General features: G+C 67.3%; 20 protein-coding genes. 14 read left to right on the top strand and 6 right to left on the bottom strand.

Going from position 1 to position 18,714, the window contains the following annotated elements; genetic code table 11:
• Positions 1-6 precede the first annotated feature (6 nt).
• Together pyrI and pyrB are read right to left on the bottom strand one after the other, a co-directional pair.
• Positions 7-474 (bottom strand): aspartate carbamoyltransferase regulatory subunit, encoded by a 468-nt coding sequence (pyrI, locus tag EGH21_RS00220; protein ID WP_220616466.1) that lies wholly within the window; start codon positions 472-474, stop codon positions 7-9.
• On the bottom strand, positions 471-1,388 hold the full coding sequence (pyrB, locus tag EGH21_RS00215) for an aspartate carbamoyltransferase (protein ID WP_220616465.1): 918 nt from the start codon (positions 1,386-1,388) through the stop codon (positions 471-473). The genes pyrI and pyrB overlap by 4 nt, the downstream gene beginning before the upstream one ends.
• Positions 1,389-1,475: 87 nt before the next feature.
• Between pyrB and EGH21_RS00210 the strand changes: the two genes are divergently transcribed.
• From EGH21_RS00210 to EGH21_RS24670, 3 genes are all read left to right on the top strand, one after another.
• A complete protein-coding gene (locus EGH21_RS00210) occupies positions 1,476-2,105 on the top strand; it encodes a MinD/ParA family ATP-binding protein (protein WP_220616464.1) in 630 nt (209 codons plus the stop codon).
• A 29-nt stretch (positions 2,106-2,134) separates the two neighbouring features.
• Entirely contained in the window at positions 2,135-2,764 is a 630-nt protein-coding gene (locus tag EGH21_RS00205; protein ID WP_166969463.1) for an RAD55 family ATPase, read from the top strand.
• Positions 2,765-2,885: 121 nt separating this feature from the next.
• Positions 2,886-3,026: a DUF7129 domain-containing putative zinc-binding protein gene (locus EGH21_RS24670; RefSeq protein ID WP_425433290.1), complete on the top strand. Its 141-nt coding sequence runs from the start codon at positions 2,886-2,888 to the stop codon at positions 3,024-3,026.
• A 43-nt stretch (positions 3,027-3,069) separates the two neighbouring features.
• On the opposite strand, the gene EGH21_RS00200 is transcribed toward EGH21_RS24670, so the two are convergent.
• Both EGH21_RS00200 and EGH21_RS00195 read right to left on the bottom strand, forming a co-directional pair.
• The gene (locus EGH21_RS00200) at positions 3,070-4,023 is read right to left on the bottom strand and encodes an FKBP-type peptidyl-prolyl cis-trans isomerase (protein WP_220616463.1); all 954 of its coding nucleotides are present in this window, start codon (positions 4,021-4,023) and stop codon (positions 3,070-3,072) included.
• A 51-nt stretch (positions 4,024-4,074) separates the two neighbouring features.
• Positions 4,075-5,109: a threonine ammonia-lyase gene (locus EGH21_RS00195; RefSeq protein ID WP_220616462.1), complete on the bottom strand. Its 1,035-nt coding sequence runs from the start codon at positions 5,107-5,109 to the stop codon at positions 4,075-4,077.
• Between the two features lie 149 nt (positions 5,110-5,258).
• Here EGH21_RS00195 and cyaB point away from each other — a divergent pair, with 149 nt between their 5' ends.
• The 6 genes from cyaB (at position 5,259) to EGH21_RS00165 (ending at position 10,524) form a co-directional block, all read left to right on the top strand.
• Positions 5,259-5,798: a class IV adenylate cyclase gene (gene cyaB / locus EGH21_RS00190; RefSeq protein WP_220616461.1), complete on the top strand. Its 540-nt coding sequence runs from the start codon at positions 5,259-5,261 to the stop codon at positions 5,796-5,798.
• Positions 5,799-5,864: 66 nt separating this feature from the next.
• The gene (locus EGH21_RS00185; RefSeq protein WP_220616460.1) at positions 5,865-7,067 is read left to right on the top strand and encodes a methionine adenosyltransferase; all 1,203 of its coding nucleotides are present in this window, start codon (positions 5,865-5,867) and stop codon (positions 7,065-7,067) included.
• A gap of 230 nt (positions 7,068-7,297) precedes the next feature.
• Entirely contained in the window at positions 7,298-7,702 is a 405-nt protein-coding gene (locus EGH21_RS00180) for a carboxymuconolactone decarboxylase family protein (RefSeq protein WP_220616459.1), read from the top strand.
• Between the two features lie 47 nt (positions 7,703-7,749).
• Complete coding sequence (locus EGH21_RS00175; protein ID WP_220616458.1) at positions 7,750-8,937, top strand: tRNA sulfurtransferase; 1,188 nt, start codon at positions 7,750-7,752, stop codon at positions 8,935-8,937.
• A gap of 27 nt (positions 8,938-8,964) precedes the next feature.
• Positions 8,965-9,495 carry a DUF5804 family protein gene (locus EGH21_RS00170; protein WP_220616457.1) on the top strand — a complete coding sequence of 177 codons (531 nt, stop codon included), beginning with the start codon at positions 8,965-8,967 and terminating at the stop codon, positions 9,493-9,495.
• Positions 9,496-9,759: 264 nt separating this feature from the next.
• Positions 9,760-10,524 carry a helix-turn-helix transcriptional regulator gene (locus EGH21_RS00165; protein WP_220616456.1) on the top strand — a complete coding sequence of 255 codons (765 nt, stop codon included), beginning with the start codon at positions 9,760-9,762 and terminating at the stop codon, positions 10,522-10,524.
• On the opposite strand, the gene EGH21_RS00160 is transcribed toward EGH21_RS00165, so the two are convergent.
• Positions 10,521-11,444 (bottom strand): PLP-dependent cysteine synthase family protein, encoded by a 924-nt coding sequence (locus tag EGH21_RS00160; RefSeq protein ID WP_220616455.1) that lies wholly within the window; start codon positions 11,442-11,444, stop codon positions 10,521-10,523. The genes EGH21_RS00165 and EGH21_RS00160 overlap by 4 nt on opposite strands.
• 109 nt (positions 11,445-11,553) lie before the next feature.
• On the opposite strand from EGH21_RS00160, the gene EGH21_RS00155 reads away from it, so the two are divergent.
• Complete coding sequence (locus EGH21_RS00155) at positions 11,554-11,988, top strand: DUF488 family protein, N3 subclade (protein WP_220616454.1); 435 nt, start codon at positions 11,554-11,556, stop codon at positions 11,986-11,988.
• A 42-nt stretch (positions 11,989-12,030) separates the two neighbouring features.
• On the top strand, positions 12,031-12,426 hold the full coding sequence (locus EGH21_RS00150; protein WP_220616453.1) for a thioredoxin family protein: 396 nt from the start codon (positions 12,031-12,033) through the stop codon (positions 12,424-12,426).
• Here the strand turns inward: EGH21_RS00150 and EGH21_RS00145 are convergent, their stop codons facing one another.
• Entirely contained in the window at positions 12,427-14,565 is a 2,139-nt protein-coding gene (locus tag EGH21_RS00145) for a thioredoxin domain-containing protein (RefSeq protein ID WP_220616452.1), read from the bottom strand.
• 366 nt (positions 14,566-14,931) lie between these two features.
• On the opposite strand from EGH21_RS00145, the gene EGH21_RS00140 reads away from it, so the two are divergent.
• The 3 genes from EGH21_RS00140 to EGH21_RS00130 all read left to right on the top strand — a co-directional run bounded on the left by EGH21_RS00140 (position 14,932) and on the right by EGH21_RS00130 (position 18,698).
• Positions 14,932-17,418 (top strand): bacterio-opsin activator domain-containing protein, encoded by a 2,487-nt coding sequence (locus EGH21_RS00140; protein ID WP_220616451.1) that lies wholly within the window; start codon positions 14,932-14,934, stop codon positions 17,416-17,418.
• A gap of 223 nt (positions 17,419-17,641) precedes the next feature.
• Positions 17,642-18,220: an HTH domain-containing protein gene (locus EGH21_RS00135; RefSeq protein WP_220616450.1), complete on the top strand. Its 579-nt coding sequence runs from the start codon at positions 17,642-17,644 to the stop codon at positions 18,218-18,220.
• Positions 18,221-18,314: 94 nt separating this feature from the next.
• Positions 18,315-18,698 (top strand): DUF7344 domain-containing protein, encoded by a 384-nt coding sequence (locus EGH21_RS00130; RefSeq protein ID WP_220616449.1) that lies wholly within the window; start codon positions 18,315-18,317, stop codon positions 18,696-18,698.
• Positions 18,699-18,714 lie beyond the last annotated feature (16 nt).

Here is an 18,714-nt window from a genome sequence, read left to right as displayed (position 1 = left end):
GAGGCGTCAGTCCGCGAGGATGTGCGCGGGCAGGTTGTCGCGGATGATGGTGTCGCAGTACTCACAGCGCACGCCGTCGTCGACCACGGCGAAGCGCGACTCGACGGGTTCGTCTTCGGTCGTGATGCAGTTGTGGTTCGGACACTCGAGCACGCCTTCGACCATCGACGGGCGCTCGACGCGGTGTTTCTCAACGACGTCGTACTCCCGGACGATGTTGATGGACGCGGCGGGAGCGATGAGCGAGAGCACGTCGACCTCGTTCTGAGAGAGTTCGCGGCCCTCGACTTTCACGATGTCTTTCTTGCCGAGGCGGTCCGAGGGCATGTTCATCGCGACGGAGACGGACTCGCCGCTGGTGCCGTCGATGCCGAGGATGGCGAGGACGTTCAGGGCCTGTCCGCCGGTGATGTGGTCGATGACGGTGCCGTTGCGAATCTTCGAGACGCGGAGTTGTTGGTCGTCGTCGCTCATTCTGGCTCACCTCCGAGCATCAGGTCCAGCAACGCCATCCGCACCGGCACCCCGTTGTGGGCCTGCTGGAAGTACTTCGCGTGGTCGGTGTCGTCGACGTCGTGGGCGATTTCGTCCACTCGCGGGAGTGGGTGCATCACGGTCAGGTCGTCTTTCGCGGCCGCCAGCGTCTCGCTGTCTATCTGGTACTGGCCGGCGACTTCGCGGTACTCGCCCTCGTCGGGGAACCGCTCGCGCTGGATGCGCGTGACGTAGAGCACGTCGAGTTCCGGCAGAATCTCGTCGAGGTCGGTGTGTTCCCTGACCTCGGCCCCCTCCTGATGCAGGTCGTAGCGGACCGACCGCGGCAACTGCAGCGACTCGGGGCTGACGAAGTGCTGGCGGGCGTCGACGTTCGTCAGCGCGTGGGCCAGCGAGTGGACGGTGCGACCGTACTTCAGGTCCCCCATGATGCCGATAGTCAGGTCGTCGAACCCGGCGCTCTCCCGGATGGTGTAGAGGTCGAGCAGGGTCTGTGTCGGGTGCTGACCCGCGCCGTCGCCGGCGTTCACGAGTGGGACGTCGACGAACTCGCTGGCCATCTTCGCCGACCCCTCCATCGGGTGGCGCAACACCAGTGCGTCGGCGTACCCCTCGACGACGCGCACCGTGTCGGCCAGCGACTCGCCTTTCTTGACGCTCGACGACTCCACCGAACCCATGTCGACGATGTCGCCACCCAGCCGTTTCATCGCCGTCGTGAAACTCATCTTGGTCCGGGTGCTCGGTTCGAAGAAGAGCATCCCGAGCAGCGTGTCCGCGTGCCGGTCCGAGTACGCCCCCGGTTCCTCGGCGATGGCGGCCGCGTGGTCGAGCACCGCCTCGATGTCGGCCCGCGACAGTTGTTTCGCGCTGATGATGTGGTCGTGCCGCATCTTACACGGTACCGCGCCCCCGACGCTCTTGAATCTCCCGACACGGCCGGGCGAACGTTCAAATCCGGTGCCGTGCCCACACCCGCTATGCTCGCTATCGCCGGCGGAAAAGGTGGGTGTGGGAAGACGACGACGGCGCTGGGCGTAGCCAGAGCACTCGCGGCGCTCGGCGAACGACCGCTCCTCGTCGACGCCGACCTCGACATGCCCGACGTCCACCATCGGACGGGGACGGACCCGGGAGCCGCCCTCGCCGCCGTCGCCGACGGCGACCGACCTGCGGCCGTTGCACAGCGGTCACCGCGGGTCGCTGGCGTCGACGTACTGCCGTGCCGCGACGCGTCCCCGTCGACGGCCGCGTCGGCGTTCGCCCGCCTCCGGCGGTGTGACCGTCCCGTCGTGCTCGATTGCGCGGCCGGTGCCGGCCCCGACGCCGCGGCCCCTCTCCGCGCCGCCGACCGGACGGTCCTCGTCTCGACGCCGACCAGCCAGAGCCTCCGGGACGCGGCGAAGACGGCGGCGATGGCGCGGCACCTCGACGCCCCGCCGGCGGTGGTGGTGCTCCCGCGAAGCGACGGGACCACCGACCCGAGCCCCCTGTTCGACTGTCAGCGCGTCGTACACGTCCCGGAACTCCCGGAACCTCCACTCGAAACCGAGGAATCGGCGTCTCGGTACCTGAAGTGTGCGAAAATCCTGTCCAAGCGGAATATTTAATCGGGTGGGTATGCTTGTCTCGAAATGGCATGGTGAACCGGCTTCGAACGGGCATCGACGTTCTCGACCGGAAGCTCGACGGGGGGATTCCAGCCGGGAGCATCGTCGCCCTCACTGCCCAGCCGGCCAGCCAGGCGGAGCTGTTCCTCTACGAACTCACCGCCACGCGCGGGACGCTGTGGCTCTCCCTCGACCGGACCGCACAGTCCGTCGTCGCGAGCATCGAACAGACGCCGGCCAACACCGGCGACCCGACGGTCCGACACATCTCGGGCGAAGCGCCACTGGACAACGCGGGTAAACTCGTCTCGGCGCTCCCCGAGACGTCGAACCTCATCGTCGACCCGCTCGACGTCCTCGAGGCTCAGGAGCCACACTCCCGCTTCCGCGCGTTCATGAACGACCTGCAGAACCACATCGTCAACACCGGGAGTCTGGCCATTCTGCACTGTCTGGACGGCCGGGACGTCCCACCGCTCCGTGATACGACCGAGCACTTCGCCGACGTGGTGTTCCAACTCAAGACGACCACGAACACCGACGAGGTGGAGAACCGCCTCGCCATCCCGAAGTTCCGGGGCGGCCGAGCGCCCAACGACGTCATCAAACTCGACCTCGTCGAGGAGGTCAGCATCGACACCTCCCGCGACATCGCCTGACGACGGTCGGACCCTCTGGCCGCCGACGCTCCGGTCGACAGTCTCACTCGTAGCGCCGCTCTCGCCGACGCCGGCAGTGCATTGGTAACACTTAACACGACATAGGTGTTATTGAATCTACATGAGTGGACGAGACCCGCTCGCCAAAGAGCAACGGCAGTTCCAGTGCGAAAACTGTTCCTTCCGGACGACGGCCCCGAGTCGAGGCCTCAGCTGTCCGAAGTGTGGTGGTCGGATGACCGACAGGGCGATTCCTCGCTAGCCGACGCTATCGGCGTCGAAAACGGAGACGTTCTGCGGTCGAGTTACTCTTCTGCGCCTTCGATCTCGTCGACGATCTCCTCGGCGTCGACGTCGGCGTCTTCGAGGGCCTCCTCGATGTCGGCGCCACCGGCGCCGCCCATGCCGCCCATCATGCCGCCCATGCCCATACCCATGCCGCCGCCGAGCTCTTCCTGGACGATGATGCGGTCGACGTCCAGAAGCTGGGTGAGCTGCTGAGCTATCTGCTGTTTGCCCATCATCCACTGCTGGTTCATGGTCAGCTGCGGCGTCGCCTCGATGTAGAGCGTGTCCTTCTCGACCTCGACGGTCTCGTACTCGGGTTCACCCTCCTCGTCCTCGTCGTCGGACTCGACGACCTGCTCTTCCTCGACGGTGTCAGTCTCGAACCAGAGGTCGAGCTTCATGTCGAGCATCATCTCGATGATGCCCTGTGCCTTCTCCTCGCGGTCGGTGACCTCCGCGACGATTTCGTAGTCGTACTCGACGTCCTCGCCGGCCAGCGGGTGGTTGAAGTCCACGCGGGCGCGGCCGCCGATGATGGTCTCGACGTGGCCGTGCTCGCCGTCGACGTCGACGTGCGCGCCGGGGTAGCGGTCGTCTTCCGGAATCTTGTCCTTCGAGACGGTGCGGACTTCGCTCTCGTCGTACTCGCCGAACGCGTCGGCCGCGGCGATGGTGACGCTCCCCTCGTCGCCGACGTCCTTCCCGTAGATGTCCTCCTCGACGTCGGGGAAGATGTGGTTCTCGCCGAGCACGATGACGCGGGGCCCGAACTCCTGCTGTTCGGTGTCGATACCCTCGTCAGCGGCGATTTCTTCGTCTGTGGTGTCGACGAGCTGGCCCTCCTCGACGGTGCGGGCGGTGTAGGCGAGTTTGACGACGTCGCCCTCCTGCAGGCCGCTCTCGGTCTCTTCGTCGGCCGTCTCTGCTTCGACTTCTTCTTCTACGTCCTCGGCCTCGGAGTCGTTGCTCATACCGTGTTCGTCAGTCGTGGCACTCTTAAGAACAACGTTTCCCGTCGGCGCTCACGCGGAGTACTCGCTCTCCGCGAGCATCCGGTCGAGTTTCGCGAGGTCGATGTTCCGGCCGGAGACGGGGACGACGACCGTCTCGCCGGCGATTTCGTCTCCGGCTTCGACGGCGGCGGCCACGGCCGTCGCACACGCGCCCTCCATGACGATGCGCTCGTCCGCGAACAGTCGGGCCACGCCGTCACGGATGGCGTCCTCGCTGACGAGGCGGAAGTCGGCCAGTCCGTCTCCGAGGACGCCCATCGTGAGCGCGAAGGGGACCCGCGTCGCGACGCCCTCCGCCGTCGTCTCCATCCGGTCGTGGGGTTCGAGCGACCCGTCGGTCCACGCGCGGTGCATGGCCGGGGCGGCCTCGGACTGGACGCCCACGACGTCGGCGTCGGTCAGTTCGCCGACGGTGAGACAGTAGCCTGCGGCGGAGGTGCCGCCGCCGACCGGGCAGAACACGCGGTCCACGTCGGGTAGTTCGTTGACGACTTCCAGCCCCGCGGTCCCCACGCCGGCGACCAGTTTCGGTTCGTTGCCCGAGTGGACGTACCGGGCGCCGCGTTCCACGGCCAGTCGCTCGATGTGTTCGCGGGCCGCGTCGTAGTCCGGGCCGTGTCTGATGACCTCGGCACCGAGACGTTCCATCGCGGCCACCTTCCCGTCGTTGGCCTCCGCCGGTACGCCGATGGTGACGGGCACGTCGAACTCCCGCCCGGCCCACGCGATAGACTGGCCGTGGTTCCCCGAACTCGCGGTGATGAGCCCCGCCTCGCGGAACTCCGCGGAGAGCGACGAGACGAGGTTCACGCCACCCCGTACTTTGAACGCGCCGGTCGGGAGCGTGTCTTCCCGCTTGAGGTAGACCTCCGCGTCGAGGTCGGCCGACAGCGTCTCGCTCCGGACGAGCGGCGTCGTCGGGAGGTGCTGGCGGACGACCTTGCGCGCCCGGGCCACGTCGGCCGTCGTCGGCGGCGTCAGGTCGTGATACGGGAAGACGGTCGTCTCGTCGGGGGACTCGACAGGTTCGTAGCGACCGTCCATACACCTACCCCGGAGGCAGGGACACTAAAACTCGCGGTCCGTGGTAGGCGGTCGTTACTCCGCGACGGTCGCAGCGACGACAATCGATACCCGCAGGACGCCGAGGCGGGATGCAATCGCTTTTGCCGGCCCCGACAGAGGACACAGCCATGTACGAAGTCGAAGTCAAGGTGGCCGCCGACCTCGCGGTCGTCGCCGACCGACTCGACGAACTGGGGGCCGAACAGACCGGGGACGTCCTCCAGGTCGACACCTACTACGACGCACCGCACCGCGACTTCGCGGAGACGGACGAGGCGCTCCGGGTCCGCCGCGAGACGCGCGACGGAGCGACGACGGCCCGCATCACCTACAAGGGACCACTCGTCGAGGCAGAGTCGAAGACGCGCGAGGAAGTCGAGACGGGCGTCGACGACGGCGAGACGGCCGACGCCATCTTCGCGAACCTCGGGTTCGACCCGGCGGCGACGGTGCGCAAGGACCGGCGGTTCTACCGCTACGACGGCTACACCGTCACGCTGGACGACGTCGAGGACGTCGGCGAGTTCGTCGAGGTAGAGACCGAGACCGACGAGAGCGGCGTCGAGGAGGCCCGCGAGGGTGCGTACGCGATCCTGCGGGAACTCGGACTGAATCCCGAGGACCAGACCCGGACGTCGTACCTCGGCCTGCTCCTCGAAGATGCGTGAAGGTAATCTTTCTCCGGCGAGCGGTTCCCGTAAGTTATAGAAGCGGGCACAGCAAAGGTCCGGGCAATGACCGACCGGAACATCCACGTCCAGCCCGAGAGCGGGTTGGCAGTCGAGGACCAGAACGTCGAAATCGTCGAGCGCAAGGGTATCGGCCACCCGGACTCCATCTGCGACGGCGTCGCCGAGAGCGTCTCTCGTGCGCTCGCTCAGACGTACCTCGACCGCGTGGGCAAAGTCCTCCACTACAACACCGACGAGACGCAACTCGTCGCCGGTACTGCGGCACCCGCCTACGGCGGCGGCGAAGTCCTCGAACCTATCTACCTCCTCATCGTCGGCCGCGCGACCAAGGAGTACGAGGGGCAGCGGATTCCCGCGGAGAGCATCGCCCTGAAGGCCGCCCGCGCATACCTTGAGGAGAACTTCCCGTACCTCGACGTCGGCGGCGACATCATCGTCGACGTGGAACTCGGCGAGGGGTCGGGCGACCTCCAGAGCGTCTTCGGCGAGGAGGGGACCGTCCCGATGGCCAACGACACGAGCTACGGGGTCGGCCACGCGCCGCTCTCCGAGACGGAGCAGATCGTCTACAACACCGAGCGGAAACTCACCGGCGAGTACGCCGCCGAGAACCCCGTCGTCGGACAGGACGTGAAGGTGATGGGCAAGCGCGAGGGTGACCACATCGACGTCACCGTCGCCGTCGCGATGGTCGACGAACACGTTGAGGACCTGCTGGCCTACGAGCAGGCCGTCGAGGACGTCCGCGAGTACGTCACGACGCTGGCGACGGAGTACACTGACCGCGACGTGACCGTCCACGTCAACACCGCCGACGACTACGACGAGGAGTCAATCTACCTCACCACCACGGGCACGAGCGCCGAACAGGGCGACGACGGCTCCGTCGGCCGCGGCAACCGCGCCAACGGCCTCATCACGCCGAACCGGCCGATGAGCATGGAGGCCACCTCCGGGAAGAACCCCGTCAACCACATCGGGAAGATCTACAACCTCCTCTCGACGGAGATCGCCCAGTCCGTCGTCGAAGAGGTGGACGGTATCCGACAGCTCCAGCTTCGACTGCTCTCGCAAATCGGCTCGCCCATCGACGAACCCCACGTCGCCGACGCCATGCTCGTCACCGAGGAGGGCGTGGCCGTGAGCGACATCGAGGCCGAGGTACGCGATGCCGTCGACGCGGAACTCGCGAGCGTCACCGACGTGACCCGACAGGTCATCGAGGGCGACGTCTCGACGTTCTGAACGGCTGACCATACCGGGCCGTTTCTCCGAGGTTTTCGACCGCCAGCGGGCGGCGGCCGTCGACGACGAAACTGCCAGTCTGCTGTCGCCTATGTCCGGGTAAGAAGACGGGACGCGGGCCGGCCCGTCAAATGTCAACGTATAACTATGCCGTCGAGCGGCCAACGGCTACTCGCGAGACACCACGAACAGCGGTACTGCACGACCGAACAGCGAGCGACCCACCAATCATGGCGACACAGCAACAACCCACAGAGGTCGAGGAGGAGATTACGGAGACGTTCGGGATGGTCCCACCACCGCTGGACACGATTCCCGAGGACGACATGGTCGGCGAGTGGCACTTCTTCCACAAGTACACCGTCGGCGAGTCCGAGATTCCACCGAAGTACCGGGAACTGATGGGACTGGCCGTCGCGGCCAACATCAAGTGTCCGTACTGCATCCACTTCCACCGGAAGGCGGCGGCGATGCACGGGGCGACTGACGAGGAACTCGCCGAGGCCGCCTCGCTGGCGAGTCTCACCTCGCGGTACAGTGCCATGCTCCACGCTCAAGAGACCGACCTCGACGAGTTCAAGGTCAAGATGGCGCAGGTGGCCGACCACCTCGAAGAACAGATGGCGGACGACTGAATCCCCGAAGCCGACACCCCTTTATCTGCGATTCGGCAAAGGCGGGTATGCACCCGCCCGACGCCGACGTCGTCGTCGTCCGCCACGGCGAGGTCGGCGTCAAGAGCGAACAGGTCCGCCGGCGGATGGAGGACCGACTCGCCGAGAACCTCGCCGCGATGTTCGACGCCCGTGGCCTCGCCGGCGACGTCGAGCGTCGCCGCAACCGCCTGTTCGTCCACACCGACCGGCCAGCGGACGTCACCGACGCCGTCACGGACACCTTCGGCGTCGTCTCCGCGTCGGCGGCGGTCACCGTCGACCCGACGCTAGACGCCATCTGCGACGCCCTGCGTGCGGCGACCGAGGCCCGCTACGACGGGGGCACCTTCGCCGTCGACGCCCGACGCGCCGGCCCGAGCGACGCCCATCCGTTCGCCAGCACCGACATCGAATCCGAAGGTGGGGCCGCCGTCTGGGACGCCGTCGAGTCGCTCGGCGAGACGCCCGAGGTGGACCTCGACGACCCCGACTTCCGACTGTACGTCGAGTGCCGCCCGGACACGGCCTACGTATTCTTGACGAAGCAATCCGGTCCCGGCGGGATGCCGCTCGGCACCCAGCGCCCCGTCGTGGCGCTCGTCAGCGGCGGCATCGACTCGCCGGTCGCCGCGTGGAAGGCGATGCGCCGAGGCTGTCCCGTGATTCCGGTGTACGTCGACCTCGGGGACTACGGCGGGCCGGACCACCGGGCGCGGGCGAGAGCGACCGTCGAGACGCTGGCCGAGTACGCGCCCGGGCGACCGATGGCGATGCACGTCGTGGACGCTGGCGACGTGGTCACCGACCTCGCCGCGTCTCTGACCGACCTGCGGATGCTCGCGCTCCGCCGGTTCATGCTCGCGACGGCCGAAGCGGTCGCCGAGGAGGAGGGTGCCGTCGGCGTCGTCACCGGCGAGGCAATCGGCCAGAAGTCGAGTCAGACCAGCGCGAACGTCGCCGTCACCGACGTCGCGACCGACCTCCCGGTCCACCGACCGAACCTGACGGCGGACAAGGCCGAGATAACGAACCTCGCCCGCGACGTCGGCACGTTCGAGGACTCGACGGTCGACACCGGGTGTAACCGGGTCGCTCCCGAACTGCCCGAGACGAACGCGTCGCTGGCGGCGGTCCGTGAGGCCGAACCCGACGACCTGTTCGAGCGTGCGCGGGAGTGTGCACGGACGCGGACGGTCGAGGCTATCGAAAGCTAAATCTCCGGGGCGGGCCACGGACGACCCATGACGCAGGTCTGTCTCGTCGGGAGCGAGGACGTGAACCTCCAGTACGAACTGCTCTCGCGAGAGACCGCCCGGAACGCGCTGGCCACCTACGACCTCCGGGAACCGTTCGAGAACACGCTCCGACTGGAGACCGTGAGCCTCGGTGCCGCCGTCGCCCTCCTGAACGACCTGAACTGGTACCTCGTCCGGTTCGTCGACGCCGCGTTCGTCAGGGAACCCTCCGTCAGCGAGACGGAGTGGCTCTCGCGGGACATCGCGACGGCTATCCGGGACGACCAGATAGCGCCCGAGGACACTGGTCGGTTCCTCAAGGTGTACGGCGTCGTCGAGAGCGAGACGGACGACGACGGCGAGACGACTGCCGAGACCGACGACGACTCGACGACCGAACCGGCAGCGGAACGGCCGCCACGCCTCGTCGAACCGATGTTACTGACACGTACCGGCGAGACGATTCCGGAGTACGACCTGCGAGACGTGGACGATACGCTGGTCGTCAGGGTCACCGAGTCGGAGTTCGGCGCGTGAGGAAAGGCACGGCGGGTGTCCAGATGTCAGAGGCGTGGTCGGTTCGACTGGCTGTCAGAGGCACGGTGGGCCGACCGAGTGGACACTCCTGCGGGGTACCGACGCTGTCGTATCGATGTACCCCGGTTGTTACATCGGGCCGAGGTATACTTATACCGACGGTTCGGGAAAATCACCGGACCCCGATATTCCGCCAGTACCCGCGCTCTGGTCGGCGTCGAGTGACCAGAAGATGCATCCGTCAGCCCTGACACGTTCCCGTCGATGGTCACAGTTCCGGACACCGCCGACGTCGTCGCGAAGCGTCGAGACGTACTGCGAGCACTGTCGACTCCGACGACGAAACCGGAACTCGTGGAACGACTCGGCGCGTCGCGCTCGACCGTCGACAGGGCTATCGACGCACTGACCGACGAGTCACTCGTCGAGCGACGAGAGAGTCGGTACGTGGCGACCTACGCGGGGCGTGAGGCGCTGTCGGCCTACGACCGGTTCCTCGGGCGACTCGACGCGTTGAGCGAGGCGCAGTCGGTCCTCGCTGCACTCCCGCCCGACGTCGACGTCGACCCCGCTATCCTCGAGGACGCACAGGTCGTCGAGTCGACGCCGGCGGCCCCCGAACGCCCGGTGGAAGCCAACGTCGAACGGGTCCGCGGAGCCGAGCGGTTCTGCGGAACCGGTCCGGCCGTCGTCCCGCGCTACATCGACGTGGTCGCCTCGCTCGTCGAGGGCGGCGGTGCGGAGATAGAACTGGTCCTCACCGACGACGTGGTAGAGGCGCTCTCCGACGTGTATCCCGACGGCATGGACACGCTCAGCGGGGCCGACGGCCTCTCGGTTTTCGTCACCGAACAGACGATGCCCTACGCCGTCTGGACCGCCGAGAAGCCGGAGACCACCGTCAGCGGCATCGTCGTCTACGACGACACCGGCATCGTCGGCGTCGTCAACAACGACACCGAGGCGATGAACGAGTGGGCACGCGAGCAGTACGAACGGTTCAAAGACGCGGCCCGGCGCCTCGCTTAGTCGAACATCCCGGTCGACATGTAGCGCTCGCCGCTGTCCCAGTAGACGGTGACGACCAGGGGGTCGTCGACGCCCGCCGCGACGAGTTCCTCGGCCACCTCGCGGGCCGCGAGGTTCGAGGCTCCCGAGGACTGCCCGACGAGGATGCCCTCCTCGCGGGCGAGGCGACGACACTCCGCCTCGGCGTCGTCGAGTTCGACGGTGCGAACGTCGTCCAACAGGTCCACGTCGAGGTTGTCGCTGACGAATCCGGGGCCCATCCCCTGGAAACTGTCCTCGCCGGTCCCCGGTTCCATCCCCGAGAGGACGGCGTTGTCCGCTGGTTCGACCGCGACCACGTCGAGTTCGGGGAACGCCTCGCGGAGTCGCCGGCCGGTGCCCGTGATGGTGCCGCCCGTGCCGACGCCGGCCACGAGGGCGTCGACGGTGCGGTCCCCGACCTGTTCGACAATCTCCGGCCCCGTCGTCTCGTAGTGGGCCTCGGGGTTGGCAGAGTTCTCGAACTGGCGCAACTGGACGTAGCCGCTCTGGTCGGTGAGTTCGTCCGCGCGGTCCTTCGCGTCGGAGATGTCGCCCTCGACGAGTTCGATGTCGGCGCCGTAGGCCCGCATAATCTCGCGGCGCTCGGGGGACTTCGAGGACGGCATCACGAGGACGACGTCGTACCCCTTCGCGGCCCCGACCATCGCCATGCCGATGCCGGTGTTGCCGCTGGTCGGTTCCACGAGGGTGTCACCGGGGGTGAGGACGCCCTCCGCCTCGGCGCCTTCTATCATGAACTTCGCCGGTCGGTCTTTCGCGGACCCACCGGGGTTGAACGACTCCACCTTCGCCGCCACCGTCGCGCCCTCGGGGGCCCGAACCGACACCAGCGGGGACCCGATAGCGTCGGCGATAGACTCGTGTAGTGTCTCGTGCATTGGCGTCGCGTACGCCAGCCCCGCTTAAAACCCCTAGTGGAGCCCCCGATTCCTGTGGGTGGTGCGCGTTGCCGGCAGACTTTTCCGCCGTCTGGCCGTCCGGTCGGCCATGAGCGGTGGCGTCCGCGATACCTACGTCGCGGCGATTCAGCACGGCCTCGCCGACCTCTCGGGCGACGAGACGCTGGTCGGCGTCGTCCGCGAACCGACGGGGTGGTTCCACGCCGCCGTCGACGAGAACCGCCCCGAACTGGGGCCCCCGTCGGACCTCCTCGCCGAGACGAAACGGCGTGCCGAGGACCTGCAGATGCAGGGCCTCTGCGAGGAGGGCGCGCACAACGCCGCGTGGGACGAGACGGACTTCGCCGACCGCTATCGGACCCACCTCGACGAGAGCGAGGCGGCCCAGCAGGCCATCACAGACCTCGCCGACCGGGTTCGGGACGGTGAGACGGTCGTGCTCGTCTGCTTCGAGGGCGAGCGCAAGCGCTGTCACCGGACGCTCCTCCGCGAACGCCTCCGTGCACGGCTCGAACGGTCCTGAACAGTCGGGGGGTTCAAGCCACTCGCCGCGTTACGGGGTGCTATGAGTGAGAGCGGAACGCTCGAAACGATGGAACCGAACCCGGTCTGGGTGAAGGACGCCTACTCCGACACCGTCGACGTCCTCGCCCGCCACGCTGCCGAACTGGAGTACCACGTCTGGGGTGGCGACTGGTGTAAGGACTGCCGGGCGCAACTCCCCGACTTCGGTGCGGCGCTGGAGGCCGCCGAAATCCCCAAGTCGAAGATTCACCACTACCCGACCGAGAAGGAGGACGACGGCTCGAAGACCGGGCCGAAGGTAGAGGAGTACGGCGTCGAGTACATCCCGACCGTCGTCGTCGAACGCGACGGCGAGGAGATAGCCCGGTTCGTGGAGGAGGAACCGGTCCCCATCGCCGTCTACCTCGCGAACGAAATCGAAGCGAAACTCGAGTAACTAGTCCTGTCCCCACGAGAGCGCCGCCGAGAGGTCGTGTTTCGGCGGGGAACACGCGAAGTTCCGACAGGCGTACACCGTGGGGTCGCCGTCCGCGGCGTCGCGACCGGCCCAGATTGGCGGCGCCTCGTCGACGCTCAGCGTGTCGAGCCACGCGTCGAACGTCTCGGCGTCGTCGGGCCGCCACGCCAGTAGCCGACGGGGGACGTACGTCTCGGCCAGCGTGGCCGTCCACTCGGCGGGCGGGTCCGCCGGGTCACAGACGAGGGTCAGTTCCAGCGACCCCTGCTCGTAGGTATCTGTCGCGAGCGTCAGCGACGCGTGCTGGAGCGGGTTCGAGGAGACGCGGTCGGCGTGCGTGCGCAGGACCTTCTCGGCCACGTCGCCGAACCGGTCGTCGTCCCGGAAGTGCGTGAGTTCCAGCAGGAGTTCGACGGCGACGCCGGTACTCGACGGCGTGGACTGGTCGGTGAGTTCCTGCGGCCGGGCGACCAGCGCCTCGCCGCCGGTGGGGGTGAAGTAGAGCGTCTCCTCGGCGTCGTCCCAGAACGCCTCGGTGACGGCCTCGGCGAGGTCCATCGCGAAGTCGAGGTAGTCGACGTCGCCCGTCGCCTCGAACAGGTCGAACGCGCCGCGAGCGAGGAACGCGTAGTCCTCCAGATAGCCGTCGATGGCCACGTCGCCGTCCTTGAACCGGCGGCTGAGGCGCTGTGCGTCTTCGTCCCAGAGGTTTTCGCGGACGAATCCCAGCGCGTCGGCGGCCACGTCGGCGTAGCCGTCGTCCAACACGACGGCACCCTCGGCGAGCGTCGAAATCATCAGCCCGTTCCACCCGGCCAGCACCTTCTCGTCGCGGGCCGGACGGGGGCGTTCCTCCCGGGCCGCGAACGTCTCGTCGAGCGCCTGCCGTAGCTTCTCGGTAATCTCGTCCTCGCTCAGGTCGTACTCCTCGGCGAGGACGGGGACGGGCTTGCGAACCGCCAGCACGGTCGCACCCTCGAAGTTGCCGCGTTCCGTGACGCCGTAGTACTCACAGAAGACGTCGGCGGCCGTCTCGTCGTCGACGGCGTCGTGGACCTGTTCGGGCGTCCAGACGTAGAACGCGCCCTCTTCCGTCTCGCCGTCGGGGTCGTCGGGCGGTCGGCTCACCGCATCCAGCGTACTGAAGAACCCGCCGTCTTCGTGCTGGAGTTCCCGCTGGACGAACGCGAACGTCTCCCGGACGACGGCGGCGTAGCGCTCGTTGCCCAGCGCCTGATAGCCGGCGAGGAAGGCCCGCGGAATCTCGGCGTTGTCGTACAGCATCTTCTCGAAGTGGGGGACGCCCCACTGCGGGTCCGTCGAGTAGCGGTGGAACCCGCCGCCGACGTGGTCGTACAGGCCCCGGTCGGCCATCGCGTTCAGCGTCTCCTCGACGACGTTCAGGTAGTCTTCCTGTCCACCGTCGGCGTGCGCGCGGAGTAGGGCGTGGACGCGCCCCGTCTGCGGGAACTTCGGGCCGCCCGACCCCCACCCGCCGTTGTCTCGGTCGGCGCCGCGGTGGGCGATGGTCGCCGCCGTCTGGACGAGGTTGTCGTCGGGGTCGCTGGAGTCGCCGGTCGTCGCTTCGAGGTCGCTCTCGATGGCGTCGGTCCACTGCTGGGCGCGGTTCTCCATCTCCCCGCGCTGTTCGGGGTCGGACCACGAGTTCGACAGTTGCTTCAGCAGGTCGTGAAAGCCCGGTTGGCCTCGCTTCTCCTCCGGCGGGAAGTACGTCCCGACGTAGAACGGCTTGCCGTCGGGGGTGAGCCACGCAGACAGCGGCCACCCGCCACCACCCGTGACCTGCTGACAGATGCTCATGTACACCGAGTCGAGGTCCGGTCGTTCCTCCCGGTCGACTTTCACCGGGACGAAGTTCTCGTTCAGCGTCTCGGCGATGGCCTCGTCCTCGAAGCTCTCCTCCTCCATGACGTGACACCAGTGACAGGCCGCGTAGCCGATAGAGAGGAAGATGGGCACGTCTCGTTCCTTCGCGGCTTCGAGCGCCCGTTCGTCCCACGGCTGCCAGTTCACCGGGTTGTCGGCGTGCTGGCGGAGGTACGGACTCTCCTCTGCGTCGAGGCGGTTCCGTCTCGTCGGGTCGGCGTCGTCTGTCATGGTAGACAGTCCGCACGCCGAACTGAAAAGCGGCCACCTTCACCACCGTCAGTGATGCAAAGATAGAAAAGTCTCAACGAATTACACGACCAATCGACACTGTGCTCCTCGACCCTCCCGTGGCGGCGCCGGCGACTCTCCCTGCCCTATCTGTCGTCAGGACGGTCGAGTGGGCTACGACTAAGTGATTTCAATGGTTCGAATCTCAGTACTCCCGATGGTCGATTTCACGGTCGAACTCTGCTCAGCACCTCCCGAGACGGCGACTCGGACTGTCGTACCGTCCGCTGTGACGCCGTCGGAATGACGGTCTGTGTGAGCGTCGGTCTCCCGACGGACGCAGTCGGGTTAGCCGAGGCGGTCGCGGTGAGCGAATCGACTCGCGTCGAACTCGAACCGTCCGTCTACGACGACGGCGGACTGGCCCGGTACGTCCGGGTCGAGACGGACGCCCCCGAGGCCTTCGACGCGGCGTTGCGGACCGACCGGGCCGTCGCCGCGGCGAAGCGCCACGACGACGGGACGTGTCTCAGGTATCGCATCTCGTGGTCGGTCGAGGAGGCCGACGTGCTCTCCTTGCTGACGGCACACGACGTCGTCGTCGAGCGTGCACACGCCACGGCCTGTGAGTGGGTGTTCAGACTCCGGGCGCCCGACGAAGCGACGCTGACGGACTTCCTCGAGGCGTGTCGCGACCACGACCTCTCGCCGCACGTCCGCGAGACCGGGAGCGGTGCGCTCGACGAGTACGACGGCGGAGCGGCGGACGCGGAATCCGACGACACTCGTGAGTTCGGGCGCGAGACGCCGTTCCGACAGATAATCGACAACATCGAGGAGGTCGTCTGGATGACCGACCCCGAGAAAGACGAGATGATATACGTCAATCCCGCGTACGAGGAGGTCTGGGGACAGTCCCGCGACCGTCTCTCGGAGAACCCCCTCGCGTTCCTCGACGCCATCCATCCGGACGACCGGGAACGGGTCCGTGCGTCGCTCGACCGACAGCCGGACGGGGAGTACGACGAGGAGTACCGGATACGGCGCCCGGACGGGACGACGCGGTGGGTTCGGGACCGAGCGGTGTCCATCACCGACGACGAGGGGAACGTCGTCAGAGTCGCCGGCATCGCCGAGGACGTCACCGACCGGAAGGTGCGCGAACGGTTGCGAGCGTCCCTCTACGACGCCACCCAGTCGATGCTGGGTGCGACTACCAGCGAGGCAGTCGCCGAGATAGCGGTCCAGACCGCCATCGACGCACTGGGGACGTCCGTCGCCTGTGTCTACGTCCCCGACGACGGCGACGACGCCCTCAGCCCGATAGCGTACGCCGCCGACGAGGCGTCGCTGGACGCGCCCGCACCTATCGGCGATTCGGAGAACCCCGTCTGGGACTCGTTCGCGAACGAGCGCCGGAGCGCCTGCGACGACGCACTCGCGGACCTCTTGCAGGTCCAGACGGACGTCCAGAGCGGCCGGGTCGCGCCGCTCGGCGGCTACGGCGTGTTGGTGTTCGGAGCCCGCACCGACGACGTGTTCGGCGATGAGACAGAGCGGTACGCCGACATCCTGACCGCCATCACCGAGGCTGGCCTCGGACAGACCGAACGCGAAGCCCGCCTCGAACGCCAGAACGAGCGGCTGTCCGACCTCTCTCGACTCAACGCCGTCATCAGGGACATCAACACCGAGGTGGCCGCGACGACGAGTCGAGAGGCCATCCAGCGCAACGTCTGTGAGCGATTCACCGCCGAGGACGCCTACCTCGCGGCCGCTATCTGTGGGCAGTCGTCCGGTGACAGCGTCCGGATACGCGAGTCGGCGGGCGCCGCCGACAGTCGGGCCACCGGCGACGCCGGCGACCACGTCGACGCGCCGTTCCTCGGTGACCTCCTGGCGTCGACCACCGGAACCGAGACGGTCCGGGTCGAACGCGACACCGACGAGCGCGGCGACACCGGGCCGTGGTACGAGACGCTACACGGCGCGGGCGTCGAGGCCGTCGTCGCCGTCCCGCTCGTCTCCGGAAACGCCGCCTACGGGGCACTCCTGCTGTTCACCGACGACCCGTCGGTGTTCGACGAGGAGTTCCTGACGGTCCTCAGAGAACTCGGGCAGATGATAGGCCGGGCGATTCGGGCCGCGGAGACGCGCAAGACGCTCCTGACCGACACGGCGACCGAACTGGAGTTCGAAGTGGCCGGCCCGGACTCGTTCTTCCAGACCGTCGCCGCCGAGTTCGACTGCCGACTCGCCCTCGAAGGACTCGTCCCGGCCGACTCCGACCAGCTAATCTTCTACGTCGACGCCGACGGCGTCCCGGCCGAGCAGTTGGTCGAACGCGCAGCGTCGTCGCCGGCCGTCGAGTCGGTCAGAACGATATCCGGCGGCGCCGACGGCGGACTGTTCGAGTGCCACGTCGACGGCCAGTCGGCGATACACGTCCTCGTCGCGTACGGTGCGACGATACGGTCCGCGTCCGTCGACGGTGGGGTCGCTCGTATCGTCGCCGAAGTCGCGCCCGATACCGAGGTGCGCTCGCTCGTCTCGAACCTCGAAGACGCCTGTCCGGGTGCGAAACTCGTCAGGAAGCGCGAACTGGACCGCCCGGTCCGGACGGTCCAGCAGTTCCGGGAGTCGCTGGCCGACAGGCTGACCGACCGGCAGGTCGACGTCCTCCACAGCGCGTACCTCGCGGGCTACTTCGAGTGGCCACGCGAGAGTACCGCCGAAGACATCGCCGCCTCGTTCGACGTCTCCTCGTCGACGGTTCACTTCCACCTCCGGAACGCGCTCCGGGCGCTCCTCGAAACCTATTACGAGGAAGACTACGACGGCATCCCGGAGTGAGAACGGCCCACGGTCGGCCTGTTCTGACGTCTTGGCCGGTCGCGACCGCCGGGCGCACGGCGGCGTCCGGGCGAGGGGCACTCTAGTTATTTGTAGCGAACCTTTCTGCCCGACGACACACTCCGACTCTACTGTACGCTCTCGCAGAGTGGGTGGGTACCACCGCGTGGACGACTGCACCCCGGGGAGACGCTACCAACACAGAACAATGCAAGGCACGAACATGAGATCTGTCGAATACTATCGAACGGACGGTTCGAACGACGCGACACCGGATACCGAACAGACCGACCGTCGCGTGTGTATCGACCGCCTGCTCGAACGGTCGACGGGAACCCTGCGAATCGCGCTCTGGCTTCGGGACGGGACCGGACACACCGTACGCGACGTGCAGACCCAGTACAGAGAGCAGGCGACGGCGCTGGAGTCGACTCCGCGGGTCGGAGAGGTGACGGTTCGGAGGTGGCCGACGCGACTCTTCCGCGACGACGACGGGCCGTCAGTGTCGGACACGGTCCACCGGGCGGTCCGTGAGATGGAGACGTGGGCCGAAGAGAACGGCTACAGTCTCGCTCCGGCGTTTCAGCGACGGGTCGTCCGCTCGCCGCTGTCCGGCCACCGACGCGAGGAACTCACACTCCCCATCGTCTGTCTGGCAGTCCACGACGACGCGGGACTGGCCGGCGTGGCCCCCACTCGACGCGACGGGACCGTGTACACTGTCGAACAGTTCTACGAGGCCATCAGAGACACTACGGTGGAGGACCCAGCGACCGACTCGGCGGCCGTCGGAGCGGAGTGATGACGACCGACAGCCCCTCCGCCCGGACCCGCCTCCTCGGAGCGACAGCGGAGCGAGCGGACTCGCGACACGCCGAACGGGAGGGAGGCGTGTGATGTCGTCCGTCTCCGACGACGGCCCCGGCACGACGCTCTCGCGAGACGAGGTGCACTCGCTGCTCGCGTCACGGTGGCGGCGATACCTGCTCTACTGTCTGTTCCTCTACACGGCGCCGGTCTCGCTCGCGACCGTCGCCGACACCGTCACCGAGTTCGAACACGGCGTCCCCGCGCCGACGGTTCCCGACGAACGACTGTCGGTGTACATGCGGCTGTATCACACACACGTCCCGAAACTCGACGCGGCCGACGTCGTCGACTACGACCAGTCCGAGGACTCGCTGACCCACGCCACCGCCTTCTCCGAATTGGTGCCGTTCCTCAGAGAGGACGCTCACGACGACCTCGCAGAAGACGTGTCGTGGCCTATCGAACGGTGACGGCGTCGCTTCGCCG

Source organism: Haloarcula rubra (assembly GCF_019599465.1).
Taxonomy (GTDB): domain Archaea; phylum Halobacteriota; class Halobacteria; order Halobacteriales; family Haloarculaceae; genus Haloarcula; species Haloarcula rubra.
This window is presented reverse-complemented; position numbering and strand designations above follow the sequence as displayed.

What these genes read in the sequence shown, in the direction of transcription:
- pyrB (WP_220616465.1), bottom strand. Translation starts at nt 1,388, where the DNA reads ATGCGGCACGACCACATCATCAGCGCGAAACAACTGTCGCGGGCCGAC.
- EGH21_RS00145 (WP_220616452.1), bottom strand. Translation starts at nt 14,565, where the DNA reads ATGACAGACGACGCCGACCCGACGAGACGGAACCGCCTCGACGCAGAG.
- EGH21_RS00165 (WP_220616456.1), top strand. Translation starts at nt 9,760, where the DNA reads ATGGTCACAGTTCCGGACACCGCCGACGTCGTCGCGAAGCGTCGAGAC.
- EGH21_RS00195 (WP_220616462.1), bottom strand. Translation starts at nt 5,109, where the DNA reads ATGGACGGTCGCTACGAACCTGTCGAGTCCCCCGACGAGACGACCGTC.
- EGH21_RS24670 (WP_425433290.1), top strand. Translation starts at nt 2,886, where the DNA reads ATGAGTGGACGAGACCCGCTCGCCAAAGAGCAACGGCAGTTCCAGTGC.
- EGH21_RS00210 (WP_220616464.1), top strand. Translation starts at nt 1,476, where the DNA reads ATGCTCGCTATCGCCGGCGGAAAAGGTGGGTGTGGGAAGACGACGACG.
- EGH21_RS00205 (WP_166969463.1), top strand. Translation starts at nt 2,135, where the DNA reads ATGGTGAACCGGCTTCGAACGGGCATCGACGTTCTCGACCGGAAGCTC.
- EGH21_RS00135 (WP_220616450.1), top strand. Translation starts at nt 17,642, where the DNA reads ATGAGATCTGTCGAATACTATCGAACGGACGGTTCGAACGACGCGACA.
- EGH21_RS00200 (WP_220616463.1), bottom strand. Translation starts at nt 4,023, where the DNA reads ATGAGCAACGACTCCGAGGCCGAGGACGTAGAAGAAGAAGTCGAAGCA.
- EGH21_RS00185 (WP_220616460.1), top strand. Translation starts at nt 5,865, where the DNA reads ATGACCGACCGGAACATCCACGTCCAGCCCGAGAGCGGGTTGGCAGTC.
- EGH21_RS00170 (WP_220616457.1), top strand. Translation starts at nt 8,965, where the DNA reads ATGACGCAGGTCTGTCTCGTCGGGAGCGAGGACGTGAACCTCCAGTAC.
- cyaB (WP_220616461.1), top strand. Translation starts at nt 5,259, where the DNA reads ATGTACGAAGTCGAAGTCAAGGTGGCCGCCGACCTCGCGGTCGTCGCC.
- pyrI (WP_220616466.1), bottom strand. Translation starts at nt 474, where the DNA reads ATGAGCGACGACGACCAACAACTCCGCGTCTCGAAGATTCGCAACGGC.
- EGH21_RS00180 (WP_220616459.1), top strand. Translation starts at nt 7,298, where the DNA reads ATGGCGACACAGCAACAACCCACAGAGGTCGAGGAGGAGATTACGGAG.
- EGH21_RS00155 (WP_220616454.1), top strand. Translation starts at nt 11,554, where the DNA reads ATGAGCGGTGGCGTCCGCGATACCTACGTCGCGGCGATTCAGCACGGC.
- EGH21_RS00175 (WP_220616458.1), top strand. Translation starts at nt 7,750, where the DNA reads ATGCACCCGCCCGACGCCGACGTCGTCGTCGTCCGCCACGGCGAGGTC.
- EGH21_RS00160 (WP_220616455.1), bottom strand. Translation starts at nt 11,444, where the DNA reads ATGCACGAGACACTACACGAGTCTATCGCCGACGCTATCGGGTCCCCG.
- EGH21_RS00130 (WP_220616449.1), top strand. Translation starts at nt 18,315, where the DNA reads ATGTCGTCCGTCTCCGACGACGGCCCCGGCACGACGCTCTCGCGAGAC.
- EGH21_RS00150 (WP_220616453.1), top strand. Translation starts at nt 12,031, where the DNA reads ATGAGTGAGAGCGGAACGCTCGAAACGATGGAACCGAACCCGGTCTGG.